The following is a 16,240-nucleotide window of genomic DNA, read 5'->3' as shown; positions in this document are numbered from 1 at the left end:
TTTGCACGGCGAAGCCGCCCGCAGGGCGGCGCAGGGTCGGTTTGTGCTCCTGCAAAACCGGCATTCCCGCCGTCCATGGCGGTCAGAGGTGCGCCATGAACGCGCCCCGCCGCAACCGCAACCGCAGCCAGTTCAACCTGCGCAACCGCATGCTGATGGTCGGCGCCGGGCTGGGCCTGTGCGCGGTGACCCTGGTCGGCCGCGCCGCCTACGTGCAGCTGGTCAACAGCGATTTCTACCAGCGCCAGGGCGAAGCGCGTTACCTGCGCGAAGTGCCCATTGCCACCTCGCGCGGCATGATCACCGACCGCAATGGCGAGCCGGTGGCGGTATCCACCCCGGTGGCCTCGATCTGGGTCAACCCGCAGGAGCTGCTGCGCGCGCCCGGACGCATCCCCGAGCTGGCGCAGGCGCTGTCGCTGCCGGTGGACGAGCTGACCGCCAAGCTCACGCAGAAGGCCGACAAGGAGTTCATGTACCTGCGGCGCCGGATGAACCCGGACGTGGCCGAGCAGATCGTCGCGCTGAAGATTCCCGGCGTGTTCGCGCAGCGCGAGTTCCGCCGCTATTACCCGCAGGGCGAGGCGATGGCCCACGTGCTGGGCTTCACCAACATCGACGACCACGGCCAGGAAGGCCTGGAGCTGGCGTTCGACGAATGGCTGCGTGGCAAGCCCGGCGCCAAGAAGGTGATCCGCGACCGCAAGGGCGCGATCGTGGAGAGCATCGACCTGGTGCGCGCGGCCGAGCCGGGCAAGGACCTGACCCTCAGCATCGACCGCCGCATCCAGTTCCTGGCCATGCGCGAGCTGCGCAACGCGGTCACCGCCAACGAAGCGGCCGGCGGCTCCATCGTGATCATGGACGTGGCCACCGGCGAGATCATGGCCATGGCCAACCTGCCGACCTACAACCCGAATTCGGTCAGCGGGGCGACGCCGGACGCGCGCCGCAACCGCGCCGTGACCGACCTGGTCGAGCCGGGTTCGACGATGAAGCCGCTGACCATCGCCACCGCGCTGCAGAACCGCGTGGTCACCCCGGACACCATCATCGACACCAACCCCGGCTACCTGTCGCTGGGTCGCTATACGATCCGCGACGTGCCGCGCAACAACGGCGTGCTCAACGTCACCGGGGTGATCACCCGCAGCTCCAACATCGGCGCGGCCAAGATCGTGGCGCGGCTGCCGGACCAGACCTTCTACAACGCGGTGCGCGCCTTCGGTTACGGCGTGGCGCCGCACAGCGGCTTCCCGGGCGAGTCGGCCGGCGTGGTGCCGTCGCCGGGCAGCCCGGGCTGGTACGGCACCACCAAGACCACCATGTCCTACGGCTACGGCCTGTCGGTGACGCCGCTGCAGATCGCGCAGGCCTACTCGGCGCTGGCCAACGGCGGGCGCGTGATCCAGCCGACCTTCGTCAAGGGCCAGCACAACGAAGCGCGCCAGGTGATCGAGCCGGCGGTCGCGCAGGAAGTGGTGCGGATGATGGAGACGGTGGTGACCCAGGGCGGTGCCAAGCAGGCGGCGATCCTGGGCTACCACGTCGCCGGCAAGACCGGCACCGCGCGCAAGAACGGCCCCAACGGCTACGAACGCGGCCACTACAACCTGCTGTTCGCCGGCGTGGTGCCGGCCACCAACCCGCGCTTTGCCGCGGTGATCGTGGTCAACGACCCGCGCGGCAGGCTGCAGTACGGCGGCCTGGTGTCCGCGCCGGTGTTCCACCACGTGATGGAGGGCACGCTGCGGCTGATGGACGTGCCGCCGGACGACATCCAGTCGTGGCTGGCAGCGCAGGCGGCCGGCAAGGTCGGCGGCAACCCGGTCCACAACCCGGCGGTGCTGCCGGTGCCGCAGGACCCGGCCGAGCCCAATATCGATGCCGAATTCAACGCGGCCATCCCCACCGCCACCGCGCCGCAGCCGGCCACGCCGGAGGTGCGCCAGTGAGCCGCACGATGCCGCTGTCGCAGCTGTTGCCCGACCTGGCGCTGGCGTCCGACCCGCAGATCGGCGGGCTGGTGCTGGACTCGCGCCAGGTGCGCCCCGGCGACGCCTTCGTCGCCATCGCCGGCTTCGGCGCGCATGGGCTGGGTTTCGTCGAGCAGGCCCGCGCGGCCGGTGCCAGCGCCATCCTGTTCGATCCGCCGGCACCGGCGCAGCTGCCGGCACCGGCCGACGCCATCGCCGTGCCCGGCCTGCGCCAGCGCATGGGCGCGATGGCCGACCAGTTCCATGGCCACCCTTCGCGCGCGATGACCATGGTCGGCGTGACCGGCACCAACGGCAAGACCTCGACCGTGCAGCTGCTGTCGCAGGCCTGGCACCTGCTGGGTACCCGCAGCGGCAGCATCGGCACGCTCGGCGTCGGCCTGTACGGCGACGTGGTGCCGACCGGCTTCACCACGCCGCTGGTGCTGCAGATGCACGAAGTGCTGGCGCGGCTGCGCGACCAGGGTGCGCAGGCGGTGGCGATGGAGGTCAGCTCGCATGCGCTGGACCAGGGCCGCGTCGATGCCGTGCACTACGACGTGGCGGTGTTCACCAATCTCACCCGCGACCATCTTGACTACCACGGCGACATGGCCAGCTACGGCGCGGCCAAGGCGCGGCTGTTCCACCGTGACGGCCTGAAGGCGGCGGTGATCAACCTCGACGACGGGTTCGGCCGCGAACTGGCAGGCACCCTGGCCGCCGGGGTCCGTGGCATCGGCCTGAGCTCGACCGGGCAGGCGGGCGCCAGCGTGCGCGCCGAGGCGCTGGTGCTGGATGGGCAGGGCATCGGCTTCGACCTGGTCATCGGCGGCGAGCGCCACCCGCTGCGCTCGCCGCTGCTGGGCCGCTTCAACGTCGACAACCTGCTGGCCGTGGCCGGCACGCTGCATGCGCTGGGCCACCCGGCGGCGACCATCGCCGACGTGCTGGGCCGGCTGCAGCCGATCCGCGGTCGCATGAACCGCCTCGGCGGGCACGGCGAGCCGACCGTGGTCATCGATTACGCGCACACCCCCGACGCGCTGGAGCAGGCGCTGCGCAGCCTGCACGGCCACCTCGACGGCCGCCTGCTGTGCGTGTTCGGCTGCGGTGGCGAGCGCGACACCGGCAAGCGTCCGCAGATGGCGGCCATCGCCCAGGCGCATGCCGACGTGGTGTTCGTCACCGACGACAACCCGCGCGGCGAGGACGGCGACGTCATCGTCGCCGACATCATGGCCGGCTTCGCCACGGGCGAAAGCACCCGCAGCGCCGCCGCGGGCAGCGCTGCGGCGCACAGGCCCACCGAAATTCACGTACAGCGCGACCGTGCGCGCGCCATCGGCGCGGCCATCGCCCAGGCCGGCCCCGGCGACATCGTGCTGGTCGCCGGCAAGGGGCACGAGCCCTATCAGGAGATCGCAGGCATCAAGCATCCTTTCGACGACACCGACGTCGCCTCGCGCGCGCTGGCCAGCCGCCAAAGCGCACGCGCCGCACAGGGTTCCAGCGGCGACGCGGCCGCGGGAGGCGCCCGATGAAGCGCACCCCGTTGTCGCTGATCGCGCACTGGGCCGGCGGCGAGCTGCATGGCGAGGACGCGAGCATCGATGCCATCGGCAACGACAGCCGCACGCTGGCGCCGGGCAGCCTGTACCTGGCCCTGCGCGGCGAGCGCTTCGACGGCCACGACTTCGCCGCCAGTGCCGTGGAGAACGGCGCCAGTGCGCTGCTGGTCGAGCGCCTGCTGCCGCTGGACGTGCCGCAGGTGGTGGTCGCCAACGCCGAGCGCGCGCTGGCCAGGATCGCCACCGCGATGCAGCGCGACCGCGCCACGCGCGTGTTCGCCATCACCGGCAGCAATGGCAAGACCAGCGTCAAGACCCTGCTGCTGGCCATCCTGCAGCACGTGGCGATGGTCGAGGGCCGCCAGGTCTACGCCACCCCGGGCAACCGCAATAACGAGATCGGCATGCCGCTGGCGGTGATCGACGCGCCGGAAGACGCCGACTTCGCGATCTACGAGATGGGCACCGGCAAGCCGGGCGACATCGCCTACCTGACCGCCATCGCCGCGCCGGACGTGGCGCTGGTGAACAACGTCGCGCCCGCGCACCTGGAGCGGATGGGCAGCCTGCTGGAGATCGCCAACACCAAGGCGGCGGTCTACGACGACCTGCGCGAGGGCGGAGTGGCGGTGGTCAACGCCGACGACGCGTTCGCCCCGTTCTTCGCCGAGCGCGCCGGTGCCCACCGCGTGCTCCGCTTCGGCCTGGAAGCCAGCGCCGACGTCACCGCCAGCGCCATCGTGCTGGCCGCGGCCGGTTCGCGCTTCCGCCTGCACGCGCCGCAGGGCGCGGCCGACGTGGCGCTGCAGCTGCCAGGCCGGCACAACGTGCTCAACGCGCTGGCCGCCGCATCGCTGGCGCTGGCCGCGGGCATCGCCCTGCCGCGGGTCGCCGAAGGCCTGCAGCAGGCGCGTCCGGTGGCGGGCCGCCAGGTCGCCCATGCGCTGCCCGGCGGCGCGGTGCTGGTCGACGACAGCTACAACGCCAACCCGGGGTCGCTGGCCGCGGCGATCGCCGCGCTCGCCGCGGCCAGCGAAGAAGGCTGGCTGGTGCTGGGCGACATGCGCGAACTCGGCCCGGACGCGCAGGCGCTGCATGCGCAGGCCGGCACGCGTGCGCGCGAGGCCGGGCTCAAGCGGCTGTACGCGCTGGGGCCGCTGAGCGCCGCCGCCGCCGCCGCGTTCGGCGATGGCGGGCGCCATTTCGACAGCCACGCCGCGCTGGCCGCCGCGCTGGAAGCCGACCTTCATGCTGGCGTGCGTTGCCTGGTCAAGGGCTCGCGCGGCAGCGCCATGGACAAGATCGTGACCGCGCTGCTCAAGCGCGGCGAGGACACACCGCATGTTGCTTGAACTGGCCCGCTGGCTGCAGCAGCTGGACGACCTGTTCCGGTTGTTCAACTACCTCACGTTCCGCGGCATCCTCGCCGCGTTGACCGCGCTGGGGCTGTCGCTGTGGCTGGGGCCGGCGGCGATCCGCCGCCTGGCGCAGCTCAAGGGCGGTCAGCCGATCCGCAAGGACGGCCCGCAGTCGCACTTCTCCAAGGCCGGCACCCCGACCATGGGCGGCGGCCTGATCCTGCTGTCGGTGCTGATGGCGGTGCTGCTGTGGGGGGACCTGCGCAACCGCTACGTGTGGCTGGTGATGGCGGTGATGCTGTGCTTCGGCGCCATCGGCTGGTACGACGACTGGATCAAGATCGCCCGGCGCGACCCCAACGGGCTGAAGTCGCGCTGGAAGTACCTGCTGCAGTCGATCTTCGGTCTCGGCGCCGGCCTGTTCCTGTTCCATACCGCCGACGTGCCGGCGGCGCTGACCCTGTACATCCCCATGTTCAAGGCGATCGCGCTGCCGCTGGCCGGGATCAGCTTCGTCGCCATCGCCTACTTCTGGATCGTCGGCTTCTCCAACGCGGTCAACCTGACCGACGGCCTGGACGGGCTGGCGATCATGCCGACCGTGCTGGTCGCCTGCGCGCTGGGCGTGTTCGCCTACGCCTCGGGCAACGCGGTGTTCTCCAGCTACCTGCAGATCCCGCAGATCCCCGGGGCAGGCGAGCTGGTCATCATCTGCGCGGCGATCGCCGGCGCCGGCCTCGGCTTCCTGTGGTTCAACACCTACCCGGCGATGGTGTTCATGGGCGACGTCGGCGCGCTGGCGCTGGGCGCGGTGCTGGGCACCATCGCGGTGATCGTGCGCCAGGAACTGGTGCTGGTGGTGATGGGCGGCGTGTTCGTGATCGAGACGCTGTCGGTGATGATCCAGGTGGCCAGCTTCAAGCTGACCGGCAAGCGCGTGTTCCGCATGGCGCCGATCCACCACCACTTCGAACTCAAGGGCTGGCCCGAGCCGCGGGTGATCGTGCGCTTCTGGATCATCTCGGTGGTGCTGGTGCTGATCGGCCTGGCGACGCTGAAGGTGCGCTGATGGACGATACCGCGCGCCAGGCAACCCGGCTCGAAGCGATCGGCGGCCACTACGACAAGTGGCTGCTGGGCGCGGCCGTGGCGCTGGCGTCGCTGGGCATCGTGATGGTCGCCTCCAGCTCCATCGCGCTCACCCAGAGCCCGTTCTACTACCTGAGCCGGCACCTGGTGTTCATCGGCATCGGCGTGGCGCTGGCGGCGGTGGCGATGCGGGTGGAGCTGCGCGAGGTCGAGAAGTACAACCACCTGCTGCTGCTGGGCTGCTTCGCATTGCTGGTGGTGGTGTTCGTGCCCGGCCTGGGCAGCACCGTCAACGGCGCCCGCCGCTGGATCAACCTGGGCGTGTCCAAGTTCCAGACGGTCGAGGCGGTGAAGGTGCTGTACATCGTCTGGCTGTCCAGCTACCTGGTGCGCTTCCGCGACGAGGTCAACGCCACCTGGCAGGCGATGCTCAAGCCGGTTGGCGTGGTCGGGGTGCTGGTGGTGCTGCTGCTGCTGCAGCCGGACTTCGGTTCGTCGATGCTGCTGCTGGGCATCACCACCTGCATGCTGGTGCTGGGCGGCGCGCAGCTCAAGCGGATCATGCTGCCGCTGCTGCTGATGCTGCCGGCGCTGGTGCTGCTGGTGATCTTCGAGCCGTACCGCATGCGCCGCGTGACCTCGTTCATGGACCCGTGGGAAGACCAACTGGGCTCGGGCTACCAGCTGTCCAACGCGCTGATGGCGATCGGCCGCGGCGAATGGACCGGCGTGGGCCTGGGCGCGTCCATCCAGAAGCTCAACTACCTGCCCGAATCACATACCGACTTCATCTTCTCGGTGATCGCCGAGGAGCTGGGGTTCGCCGGCGTGTGCACCATCGTCGCGCTGTACGCGCTGCTGGTCGGCCGCGCGTTCTGGCTGGGCATGCGCTGCATCGAGATGCGCCGCCACTTCTCCGGCTACATCGCCTTCGGCGTGGGCCTGTGGATCGGCCTGCAGACCTTCGTGTCGATCGGCGTGAACCTGGGCATGCTGCCGACCAAGGGCCTGACCCTGCCGCTGATTTCCTCCGGCGGCTCCAGCGTGATGATGACCTGCGTGGCGGTCGGCGTGCTGCTGCGCGTGTCGTGGGAATACAACCGCGCGGTGCGCCGCCAGGAAGTGCGCGATGACGCCGACGTGGCCGATGCGCCGGCAGAGGCCGGCGCGCAGCCGGCCGAGCCGGCCACCGCCAGCGCGATCGCCGCGGCCATGCAGGCCGGCGCCATGCGCGGCACCAGCCGCATGCAGCAGCGTGTCGAACCGACCTTCGGGAGGATCGCGTGATGACGCATCCCTCGCAGCAGCCGGCGCAGCCGCATGCCGGGACTCGCCAGCAGGGCGGCCCGGGGCCGTCGCATGACGCGCGCCCGGTGCTGATCATGGCTGGTGGCACCGGCGGGCACATCTTCCCGGGGCTGGCCGTGGCCCGGGTGCTGCGCGAGCGCGGCATCCCGGTGACCTGGCTCGGCGCCGAGGGCGCGATGGAGACCCGGCTGGTGCCGCAGCACGGCATCGCGATCGACACCCTGGCGATCTCCGGCCTGCGCGGCAAGGGCAAGCTGGCGCTGCTGGCGGCGCCGCTGCGGGTGCTGCGCGCGATCCGCGCCGCCGGCTTCATCCTGCGCGAGCGCAACCCGCGCGCGGTGGTGGCGTTCGGCGGTTTCGCCTCCGGCCCTGGCGGCATGGCCGCGCGCCTGCACGGCTTGCCGTTGCTGGTGCACGAACAGAACCGCGCGCCGGGCATGACCAACCGCATCCTGTCGCGCTTCGCGCGGCGCCTGTTGACCGGCTTCCCCGGCAGCTTCGCCACCGGCGAAGAGGTCGTCGGCAATCCCGTGCGCGCGGAGATCGCCGCGCTGCCGGCACCGGAGCAGCGCCTGGCCGGCCGCAGCGGCCCGATGCGGGTGCTGGTGCTGGGCGGCAGCCAGGGCGCGCGCGCGCTCAACAACGCAGTGCCCCGGGCGCTGGCCGCGCTGGCCGGCAGCGTCGCCATCGAGGTCTGGCACCAGTGCGGCGAGAAGCTGCTCGACGAAGCGCGGCGGTCTTACCGCGATGCCGGCGTCGACGGCCGCGTCGATGCCTTCATCCAGGACATGGCCGCGGCCTATGCCTGGGCCGACCTGGTGGTGTGCCGTTCGGGCGCTTCCACCCTGGCCGAACTGTGCGCGGTGGGCGTCGGCAGCGTGCTGGTGCCGTTTGCCGCGGCGGTCGACGACCACCAGACCCGCAACGCCGAATACCTGGTCGAGCGCGGCGCCGCCGAACTGCTGAAGCAGGACGACGCGCTGGCCACCAACCTGGAGGGCGTGCTGCGCGCGCTCGCCGCCACTCCCGCCCGACGCATGCAGATGGCCCAGGCCGCGCGTGCGCTGGCCAAGGCCGATGCGGCCGAACGCATCGCCGACATCATCCTCGAGGAAGCAGCATGAACACGGCACCGCGCACCCGCGCCCGCCTTGCCGGAGGCCGCGCATGATCCGCCGCCTCCACGACACCACCGACCTGGTCCGGGCGTTCCCGCGGGTGCATTTCGTCGGCATCGGCGGCACCGGCATGAGCGGCATCGCCGAGGTGATGCTGACCCTGGGTTATGAAGTCTCCGGCTCGGACAACGCCGACAATGCCGCCACCCGCCGCCTGGCGCGGCTGGGCGCGCGGGTGATGCGCGGGCACTCGGCCGCCAACGTGCTCGGCACCGACTGCGTGGTGGTGTCCAGCGCCATCCGCGAAGACAACCCGGAACTGATGGAGGCGCGCAGCCAGCGCATCCCGATCATGCCGCGCGCGGCGATGCTGGCCGAGCTGATGCGCTTCCGCCGCGGCATCGCCGTGGCCGGCACCCACGGCAAGACCACCACCACCTCGCTGACCGCCGCGGTACTGAGCGAAGGCGGCCTGGACCCGACCTTCGTGATCGGCGGGCAGCTGCTGGCCGCCGGTGCCAACGCCAAGCTCGGCGGTGGGCAGTGGTTGGTGGCCGAAGCCGACGAGAGCGACGGCAGCTTCCTGCGCCTGAACCCGCTGGTGGCGGTGATCACCAATATCGACGCCGACCACCTGGAGAACTACGGCAACGACTTCGCCCGCGTGCAGGCGGCGTTCGCCGAGTTCCTGCAGCGGCTGCCGTTCTACGGGCTGGCGGTGCTGTGCATCGACGATCCGGAAGTGGCCGCGCTGGCGACGCAGACCCCGCGCCACGTCATGACCTACGGCATGAGCGGCAACGCCGACGTGCGCGCCGAGGACGTGGAGCAGGACGGCGCGCGCATGCGCTTCACCCTGCGCCTGCCCGAAGGCAGCAGCGTGCCGGTGACGCTGGCGCTGCCCGGCCGCCACAACGTGCTCAATGCGCTGGCCGCCGCCGCCATCGGCTGGCAGCTGGGCGTGGCCCCGGACACCATCGCCGCGGCGCTGGAGAAGTTCGAAGGCGTGGGCCGCCGCTTCAACGACCTGGGCGTGGTCACCACCGCCAAGGGCGCCCGGGTGCGGCTGATCGACGACTACGGCCACCATCCGCGCGAGCTGGCCGCGGTGTTCGCCGCGGCCCGCGGCGGCTGGCCCGAGCAGCGCCTGGTGGTGGCGTTCCAGCCGCATCGCTACAGCCGTACCCGCGACCAGTTCGACGCGTTCGCCGCGGTGCTGTCGGAAGTCGACGCGCTGGTGCTGAGCGAGGTGTACCCGGCCGGCGAGGCACCGATCCCCGGCGCCGATTCGAAGTCGCTGGCCCGCGCCATCCGTGCCCGCGGCCGCAGCGAACCGGTGGTGGTCGGCCATGCCCACGACCTGGTGTCGGTGCTGCCGGACGTGCTGCGCGACGGCGACCTGCTGCTGATGATGGGCGCCGGCGATATCGGCCACGTCGCCCAGCAGATCGCCAGCGGCGGCTTCCAGGAGGCGCGGGACGAATGATCGCCTGGCTGCTTCCGTCGGCATGCACCAAGTCCAGGGCCGCACGCGGCCAGGGCGCGGTGCGGCCGTGCGGAACCGCCCGGACGCGTGGAGGCCGGGCATGAGCGCGCTGCTGCGCATCCTCGCCTGGCTGCTGGCCATCGCCCTGGTGGCGCTGCCGGTGGTCGCGGTGCTCAACGGCTGGGTCGGCGCCGAGCGCTGGCCGCTGACCCGGCTGCGGGTGCACGGCGAGTTCAAGCGCGTGCCAGGCGAAGACCTGCGCAGGGCGCTGCTGCCGTATGCGCGCGCCGGCTACTTCGCGGTGAAGCTGCAGGACGCGCAGCACGCGGTGGAGCGGTTGCCCTGGGTGGAAAGCGCGCAGGTGCGCAAGCAGTGGCCGGACGTGCTGGAAGTGAGCGTGGTCGAGCACAAGCCGTTCGCGCGCTGGGGCAAGGACCGGCTGCTGTCCGAGCAGGGGCGCCTGTTCGCCACCCCGCACGGGCTGGAGGACGCGCCGTTGCCCGAGCTCGACGGCCCGGACAGCAAGACCGCCGAGGTGGTCGAGCTCTACAACGATTCGCGCGCGCTGTTCGCGCCGGTGGGCATGGACGTGCGGCGTGTGGCGATGGACGCGCGCGGCAGCTGGTCGCTGGCGCTGGACAACGGCACCGAAGTCATCGTCGGCCGCGACGACGCGCGTTCGCGGCTGGGCCGCTTCGTGCGCGTGCTGCCGCAGCTCACGCGCACCCAGGTGCCGATCGTGCGCGCCGATCTCCGCTACACCAACGGTTTCACGCTGAGCTGGGGAACTCCGCCGCCGGCAGCAAAGCAGACGCAGGACAGGACATGAATCGCAAGGGTGACAAATCACTGATCGTCGGCCTCGACATCGGCACCTCCAAGGTGGTGGCGCTGGTGGGCGAGTACTCGCCGGGCAGCCCGATCGAGGTGATCGGCATCGGCTCGCACGAATCGCGCGGGCTCAAGCGCGGCGTGGTGGTCGACATCGAGTCGACGGTGCAGTCGATCCAGCGCGCCATCGAGGAAGCCGAGCTGATGGCCGGCTGCGAGATCCGCTCGGTCTACGCCTCGATCTCCGGCAACCACGTGCAGTGCCGCAACTCGCAGGGCATCACCCCGATCCGCGAGGGCGAGGTGACCTGGGGCGACCTGGACCGGGTGCTGGAGGCGGCCAAGGCGGTGGCGATCCCGGCCGACCAGAAGATCCTGCACGCGATCCCGCGCGAGTACGTGCTGGACGATTCGCAGGAAGGTATCCGCAACCCGGTCGGTATGACCGGCGTGCGCCTGGAGGTGCACGCGCACCTGGTGGTGTGCGCGCAGTCGGCCGCGGCCAACATCAGCAAGTGCGTGCAGCGCTGCGGCCTGCAGGTGGACGACCTGGTGCTGTCCTCGCTGGCGTCGTCGGTGGCGGTGCTGACCGCCGACGAGCGCGAGCTCGGCGTGGTGATGGTGGACATCGGCGCCGGCACCACCGACATCGCGGTGTTCGTGCAGGGCGCGATCTGCCACACCGCCTCGCTGCCGATCGCCGGCGACCACGTCACCAACGACATCGCGCACATGCTGCGCACGCCGACCCCCGAGGCCGAGCAGATCAAGGTGCGCTACGCCTGCGCGCTGGCGCAGCTGGCCACCGCCGAGGAGAGCATCCAGGTGCCGTCGGTCGGCGACCGCCCGCCGCGGCGCATGCCGCGCGCCTCGCTGGCGCAGGCGGTGCAGGGCCGCTACGAGGAGATCTTCGAGATGGTGCAGGCCGAACTGCGGCGCTCGGGCTTCGAGGAAATGGTGCGCGCCGGCATGGTGCTCACCGGCGGCGCCTCGAAGATGGAAGGCGTGGTCGAGCTGGCCGAGGAAATGCTGCAGATGCCGGTGCGCGTGGGCATCCCGCAGCACGTCACCGGGCTGGGCGAGGTGGTCGGCAACCCGGTGCACGCCACCGGCGTCGGCCTGCTGCTGATGGGCAGCCAGATCGAACACCCGCGGCGTCCGTCGCTGCCCACCGGGCGCGCCGGCACGCTGTTCAACAAATTGAAGAACTGGTTCCGCGGAGAGTTCTGACGCGGAGCGGGCGGTAACGCCGGCCGCTGGCCGGTGATTGAAGCAGGGCGGTACCCCGTAGTGGCGCAGGCCACGAGGGATTCCAACGACAACTGCCGCAATGGCGGCGCGGTGACCAAGGGCAGGACGCCTGCGGGGCCACGCCAACGGAAGCGGTTATAACGAGGACATGGACATGGCACATTTCGAACTGATCGAGAAGATGGCACCCAATGCGGTGATCAAGGTGGTGGGCGTGGGCGGCGGCGGCGGCAACGCCGTGGCGCACATGGTCAACTCCAGCGTGGACGGCGTCGAGTTCATCACCGCCAACACCGATTCGCAGGCGATCAAGAACTGCGGCGCCAAGCTGCAGCTGCAGCTCGGCACCAATGTCACCAAGGGCCTGGGCGCCGGCGCCAACCCGGAAGTCGGCCGCCAGGCCGCGCTGGAAGACCGCGAGCGGATCATGGACGCCCTGCAGGGTGCGGACATGGTGTTCATCACCGCCGGCATGGGCGGCGGCACCGGTACCGGCGCGGCGCCGGTGGTGGCGCAGCTGGCCAAGGAAATGGGCATCCTGACCGTGGCCGTGGTCACCAAGCCGTTCCCGTTCGAGGGCCGCCGCCGCATGCAGGTCGCGCTCAAGGGCATCGAGGAACTGAGCCAGCACGTCGACTCGCTGATCACCATCCCCAACGAGAAGCTGATCACCGTGCTCGGCCGCAACGCCACCATGGTGCAGGCCTTCCGCGCCGCCAACGACGTGCTGCAGGGCGCGGTGCAGGGCATCGCCGACCTGATCGTGCGCCCGGGCCTGATCAACGTCGACTTCGCCGACGTGCGCACCGTGATGTCGGAGATGGGCCTGGCCATGATGGGCACCGGCACCGCCCGCGGCGACGACCGCGCCCAGGCCGCCGCCGAGGCCGCCATCCAGAACCCGCTGCTGGACGACGTGAACCTGGCCGGCGCCAACGGCATCCTGGTCAACATCACCGCCGGCCCGGACTTCACCATGAGCGAGTTCGACGAGATCGGCCGCACCATCGACGGCTTCGCCTCGGAAGACGCGACCGTGGTGGTCGGCACCGTGCTCGACCCGGACATGCAGGACGAGGTGCGGGTGACCGTGGTCGCCACCGGCCTGAACCGCGCCGTGGCCAAGAGCGCGCAGCGCCCGGGCGAGCGTGCGCCGATCAAGCTGGTGCGCAATGCCACCACCGGCCAGGCCGAGTTCGGCGGCGACTACGAAAGCCCGGCCGACGCCGTGGCCAAGGCGGTGGGCAGCTCGCTGGGCATGGGCCTGCGTCGCCCGAGTTCGGACACCGTGGCCGCCTCGGCCCCGGCGGCCGCACCGGCCGCGGCGGAGCTGCCGAGCGACTACCTGGACATCCCGGCGTTCCTCCGCCGCCAGGCCGACTGACCGGCCGGTCGCCATCGCCGGGCGTCCCGACGGGGCGCCCTCGGCGGGCGGCATGGCCGGCAGGTGGTGAGTTGTCGTAGACGCCGGGGTTGTCCTCCCCGGTGGCAGCATCCATGTCCGTTGCTGCCGGGCCAGGATCGGCCCGGCGGCAGCTTCGCCTCCCCGGAGGAGGCGGGGTGGCCGCACGCCAGGGACGGATGTTGATGCGTGTTATTCTTGTTTGGTTATGGCCGCGCTCCGGGCGGTCCCTCCAGAACGTACCCCGATGATCCAGCAGCGCACCCTCAAGAACACGATCCGCGCCACCGGCGTCGGCCTGCACAGCGGCGACAAGGTCTACATGACCCTGCGCCCGGCGCCGGTCGACCACGGCATCGTGTTCCGCCGCGTCGACCTGGACCCGGTGGTGGAAGTGCCGGCGCGCGCCGACCTGGTCACCGAGGTGACCCTGTGCACCGGCCTGACCTGCGAAGGCGCCAAGATCCAGACCGTCGAGCACCTGATGTCGGCCATGGCCGGGCTGGGCGTGGACAACGCCATCGTCGAGCTGTCCTCGGCCGAACTGCCGATCATGGACGGTTCCTCGGGTCCGTTCGTGTTCCTGCTGCAGTCGGCGGGCATCGTCGAGCAGCCGGCGCCCAAGCGTTTCCTGCGCATCCTCAAGACCGTGGAAGTGCGCGACGGCGACAAGATCGCCCGTTTCGAACCGCACGAGGGCTACCGGCTGGGCTTCACCATCCAGTTCGACCACCCGATGATCCCGGCCCGCCAGTCGCGGGTGGAGATCGACTTCTCCACCGCCGCCTACATCAAGGAAATCTCCCGCGCGCGCACCTTCGGCTTCATGCGCGACCTGGAGTACATGCGCGAGCGCAACCTGGGGCTGGGCGGTTCGATGGACAACGCCATCGTGCTGGACGAGTTCCGCGTGCTCAACGACGACGGCCTGCGCTACGCCGACGAGTTCGTGCGGCACAAGATCCTCGATGCGGTCGGCGACCTGTACCTGGCCGGCGGCCCGGTGCTGGGCGCCTACGAGGGCTACAAATCCGGCCACGCGCTCAACAACAAGCTGGTCCGCGCCCTGCTGGCCGACGCCAGTGCCTGGGAGTGGGCGAGCTTCGATTCGCCGGCTGCCGCCGACCCGATCGTCTACGGGGCGACGGCCTACGCCTGAATGGGTGGTCTACCGATAGGCGTAGACAAAATGTGAATCCAGGCGCCATTTCAGCCTGAATTTAACGATTAATTAACAAAAGACTAACTCCTCCACTGCAAGTCGCGGCTAGGATTCCTGCCGGCTTGGTGCTGGGGTCCTTCGGGATGCCCGGATGCGGTGGAGCAACCCCACCCGCATTCAGGAACGGGTGCCCTTCACATCCGCCAGACAAGCCAGGGCGCCGCGCAGGCCTTTGTGCGTGGCGGCCGTTACTGCGTGAGTGCTGCGCTGGTCGTTGCGCACCGGGGAGGGTGCAGGCGCGGTTGCAGTCTTGACGGTCACCCGGGTGGCCTTCAGCCCGATGGATCGGGCCGCGTCGAGCAGCTGGTTTTCGGCAAGCCTGACCTTGGCATGCCAGACCGGCGATTCGACGAGAAAAACGAGGTGTTCGCCGTCCACATTGGCCAGCCGGCAACGGTTGGCCAGCGCAGGCGGCAGATGGGGGCGCAACTGCCGGTCCAGCGCATCGAGCCACAGGGCTCGTCGCAGCGGGTTCCCGGCCTTGTCCGCCATGACCGCTTCCAGCGCCTGTTTGGGCGCGCTGCGGGAACGAACGCTGGATTTCGGCTCAGACATAAGAATTCTTCGATGGCATTCAAAAAGATCGTAATCAAAACTCGGGGGCAGCAGGCAAAAACGCCGTTGGCGCGCCTGCAGGTGTTTTTCGAGGATAGGCCAAAGGCCCTGCTGGGCAGCGTGATGGGCCTGGGTTGCCTGGTCGGCGTGGGGCTCACCCTCGGCGTCGGCGCGACCGGCGACGCGGCGCTGCGCGCGCAGGTCGAACGCCAGGAGCGCGAACTTGCCAAGGTGCAGGCCGATGCGCAGACCCAGGTCAACGCGCTGGCGGCGCGGCTGGGCGAGCTGCAGGCCCAGGCCACCCGCCTGAACGCCCTCGGCGAACGCCTGACCCAGATGGGCAAGCTCGAGGACGGCGAGTTCGATTTCAACGAAACGCCCGGCCTGGGTGACGGCGATGCCGGCCCGGCGCAGGACATCCCGCTGAGCGCGGTCAACAGCGACTTACAGGTGCTGGAGCAGCGCTTCGCTGCTTCAGGCAGGCAGTTGTCGGTGCTCGAATCGCTGCTGTTCGACCACCAGCTGGAGCAGAACGCCGTGCCCTCGCGCATGCCGATCCGCAACAGCTACGTGACCTCCGGCTTCGGTACCCGCGCCGATCCGTTCGGCCGCGGTGCCGCTACCCACAAGGGCATGGACTTCCACGCCCGCGTCGGCGACCCGGTGACGGCGGTGGCCGAAGGCGTGGTCAGCTTCTCCGGGGTCAAGGGCGGCTACGGCAACGTGGTCGAGGTCGACCACGGCAATGGCTACAAGACCCTGTACGCGCACAACTCGCGCCTGAGCGTGCGCGAGGGCGACCTGGTCCGGGTCGGCCAGGAAGTGGCCAAGGCCGGTTCCACCGGGCGCTCCACCGGCGCGCACGTGCATTTCGAGGTCTGGCAGGACGGGCGCGTGGTCAACCCGCGCAAGTTCCTGGGCGACGGCGGCACCACCCCGGTGGGCCGCGTCCAGCGTGGCTGACGGGCGCCTGCGGGCGCTTGAATCGCCAGGCGCCCGCCCCAAGCTACAATAGGCGTTGCCATCGACAGGGCGCATTGCGCCCTGTTTCGTTTGTGCCCGGCTGGTCCCGC

At 70.5% G+C, this 16,240-nt stretch carries 13 protein-coding genes; 12 read left to right on the top strand and 1 reads right to left on the bottom strand.

Going from position 1 to position 16,240, the window contains the following annotated elements:
• Positions 1-95 precede the first annotated feature (95 nt).
• The 11 genes from F0P95_RS00410 to lpxC all read left to right on the top strand — a co-directional run bounded on the left by F0P95_RS00410 (position 96) and on the right by lpxC (position 14,549).
• Complete coding sequence (locus tag F0P95_RS00410; RefSeq protein WP_182335279.1) at positions 96-1,955, top strand: peptidoglycan D,D-transpeptidase FtsI family protein; 1,860 nt, start codon at positions 96-98, stop codon at positions 1,953-1,955.
• Positions 1,952-3,520 (top strand): UDP-N-acetylmuramoyl-L-alanyl-D-glutamate--2,6-diaminopimelate ligase, encoded by a 1,569-nt coding sequence (locus tag F0P95_RS00405; RefSeq protein ID WP_182335278.1) that lies wholly within the window; start codon positions 1,952-1,954, stop codon positions 3,518-3,520. Before F0P95_RS00410 ends, F0P95_RS00405 begins: the two co-directional genes overlap by 4 nt.
• Positions 3,517-4,899: a UDP-N-acetylmuramoyl-tripeptide--D-alanyl-D-alanine ligase gene (locus F0P95_RS00400; RefSeq protein ID WP_182335277.1), complete on the top strand. Its 1,383-nt coding sequence runs from the start codon at positions 3,517-3,519 to the stop codon at positions 4,897-4,899. The genes F0P95_RS00405 and F0P95_RS00400 overlap by 4 nt, the downstream gene beginning before the upstream one ends.
• Positions 4,889-5,974, top strand: a complete 1,086-nt coding sequence (mraY, locus tag F0P95_RS00395; protein ID WP_054667601.1) for a phospho-N-acetylmuramoyl-pentapeptide-transferase — start codon at positions 4,889-4,891, stop codon at positions 5,972-5,974. The genes F0P95_RS00400 and mraY overlap by 11 nt, the downstream gene beginning before the upstream one ends.
• Entirely contained in the window at positions 5,974-7,281 is a 1,308-nt protein-coding gene (gene ftsW / locus F0P95_RS00390) for a putative lipid II flippase FtsW (protein ID WP_182335276.1), read from the top strand. The genes mraY and ftsW overlap by 1 nt, the downstream gene beginning before the upstream one ends.
• The gene (murG, locus tag F0P95_RS00385; protein ID WP_182335275.1) at positions 7,281-8,426 is read left to right on the top strand and encodes an undecaprenyldiphospho-muramoylpentapeptide beta-N-acetylglucosaminyltransferase; all 1,146 of its coding nucleotides are present in this window, start codon (positions 7,281-7,283) and stop codon (positions 8,424-8,426) included. Before ftsW ends, murG begins: the two co-directional genes overlap by 1 nt.
• 43 nt (positions 8,427-8,469) lie before the next feature.
• On the top strand, positions 8,470-9,906 hold the full coding sequence (gene murC / locus F0P95_RS00380; RefSeq protein WP_054667598.1) for a UDP-N-acetylmuramate--L-alanine ligase: 1,437 nt from the start codon (positions 8,470-8,472) through the stop codon (positions 9,904-9,906).
• 100 nt (positions 9,907-10,006) lie between these two features.
• Entirely contained in the window at positions 10,007-10,735 is a 729-nt protein-coding gene (locus F0P95_RS00375) for a cell division protein FtsQ/DivIB (RefSeq protein ID WP_182335274.1), read from the top strand.
• Positions 10,732-11,967, top strand: a complete 1,236-nt coding sequence (gene ftsA / locus F0P95_RS00370) for a cell division protein FtsA (RefSeq protein ID WP_054667596.1) — start codon at positions 10,732-10,734, stop codon at positions 11,965-11,967. The genes F0P95_RS00375 and ftsA overlap by 4 nt, the downstream gene beginning before the upstream one ends.
• Before the next feature lie 175 nt (positions 11,968-12,142).
• A complete protein-coding gene (gene ftsZ / locus F0P95_RS00365; protein ID WP_104939595.1) occupies positions 12,143-13,372 on the top strand; it encodes a cell division protein FtsZ in 1,230 nt (409 codons plus the stop codon).
• Between the two features lie 265 nt (positions 13,373-13,637).
• Positions 13,638-14,549, top strand: coding sequence for a UDP-3-O-acyl-N-acetylglucosamine deacetylase (gene lpxC / locus F0P95_RS00360; RefSeq protein WP_182335273.1), 912 nt, complete (start codon positions 13,638-13,640; stop codon positions 14,547-14,549).
• Between the two features lie 180 nt (positions 14,550-14,729).
• Here the strand turns inward: lpxC and F0P95_RS00355 are convergent, their stop codons facing one another.
• A complete protein-coding gene (locus F0P95_RS00355; protein WP_182335272.1) occupies positions 14,730-15,167 on the bottom strand; it encodes a DciA family protein in 438 nt (145 codons plus the stop codon).
• Positions 15,168-15,179: 12 nt separating this feature from the next.
• On the opposite strand from F0P95_RS00355, the gene F0P95_RS00350 reads away from it, so the two are divergent.
• Positions 15,180-16,130, top strand: coding sequence for a M23 family metallopeptidase (locus F0P95_RS00350; protein ID WP_182335271.1), 951 nt, complete (start codon positions 15,180-15,182; stop codon positions 16,128-16,130).
• Positions 16,131-16,240: the final 110 nt, after the last annotated feature.

Source organism: Stenotrophomonas acidaminiphila (assembly GCF_014109845.1).
In the GTDB taxonomy this organism is placed as follows: Bacteria; Pseudomonadota; Gammaproteobacteria; order Xanthomonadales; family Xanthomonadaceae; genus Stenotrophomonas; species Stenotrophomonas acidaminiphila.
This window is presented reverse-complemented; position numbering and strand designations above follow the sequence as displayed.

What these genes read in the sequence shown, in the direction of transcription:
- F0P95_RS00410 (WP_182335279.1), top strand. Translation starts at nt 96, where the DNA reads ATGAACGCGCCCCGCCGCAACCGCAACCGCAGCCAGTTCAACCTGCGC.
- F0P95_RS00400 (WP_182335277.1), top strand. Translation starts at nt 3,517, where the DNA reads ATGAAGCGCACCCCGTTGTCGCTGATCGCGCACTGGGCCGGCGGCGAG.
- mraY (WP_054667601.1), top strand. Translation starts at nt 4,889, where the DNA reads ATGTTGCTTGAACTGGCCCGCTGGCTGCAGCAGCTGGACGACCTGTTC.
- ftsW (WP_182335276.1), top strand. Translation starts at nt 5,974, where the DNA reads ATGGACGATACCGCGCGCCAGGCAACCCGGCTCGAAGCGATCGGCGGC.
- murG (WP_182335275.1), top strand. Translation starts at nt 7,281, where the DNA reads ATGACGCATCCCTCGCAGCAGCCGGCGCAGCCGCATGCCGGGACTCGC.
- murC (WP_054667598.1), top strand. Translation starts at nt 8,470, where the DNA reads ATGATCCGCCGCCTCCACGACACCACCGACCTGGTCCGGGCGTTCCCG.
- F0P95_RS00375 (WP_182335274.1), top strand. Translation starts at nt 10,007, where the DNA reads ATGAGCGCGCTGCTGCGCATCCTCGCCTGGCTGCTGGCCATCGCCCTG.
- ftsA (WP_054667596.1), top strand. Translation starts at nt 10,732, where the DNA reads ATGAATCGCAAGGGTGACAAATCACTGATCGTCGGCCTCGACATCGGC.
- ftsZ (WP_104939595.1), top strand. Translation starts at nt 12,143, where the DNA reads ATGGCACATTTCGAACTGATCGAGAAGATGGCACCCAATGCGGTGATC.
- lpxC (WP_182335273.1), top strand. Translation starts at nt 13,638, where the DNA reads ATGATCCAGCAGCGCACCCTCAAGAACACGATCCGCGCCACCGGCGTC.
- F0P95_RS00355 (WP_182335272.1), bottom strand. Translation starts at nt 15,167, where the DNA reads ATGTCTGAGCCGAAATCCAGCGTTCGTTCCCGCAGCGCGCCCAAACAG.
- F0P95_RS00350 (WP_182335271.1), top strand. Translation starts at nt 15,180, where the DNA reads ATGGCATTCAAAAAGATCGTAATCAAAACTCGGGGGCAGCAGGCAAAA.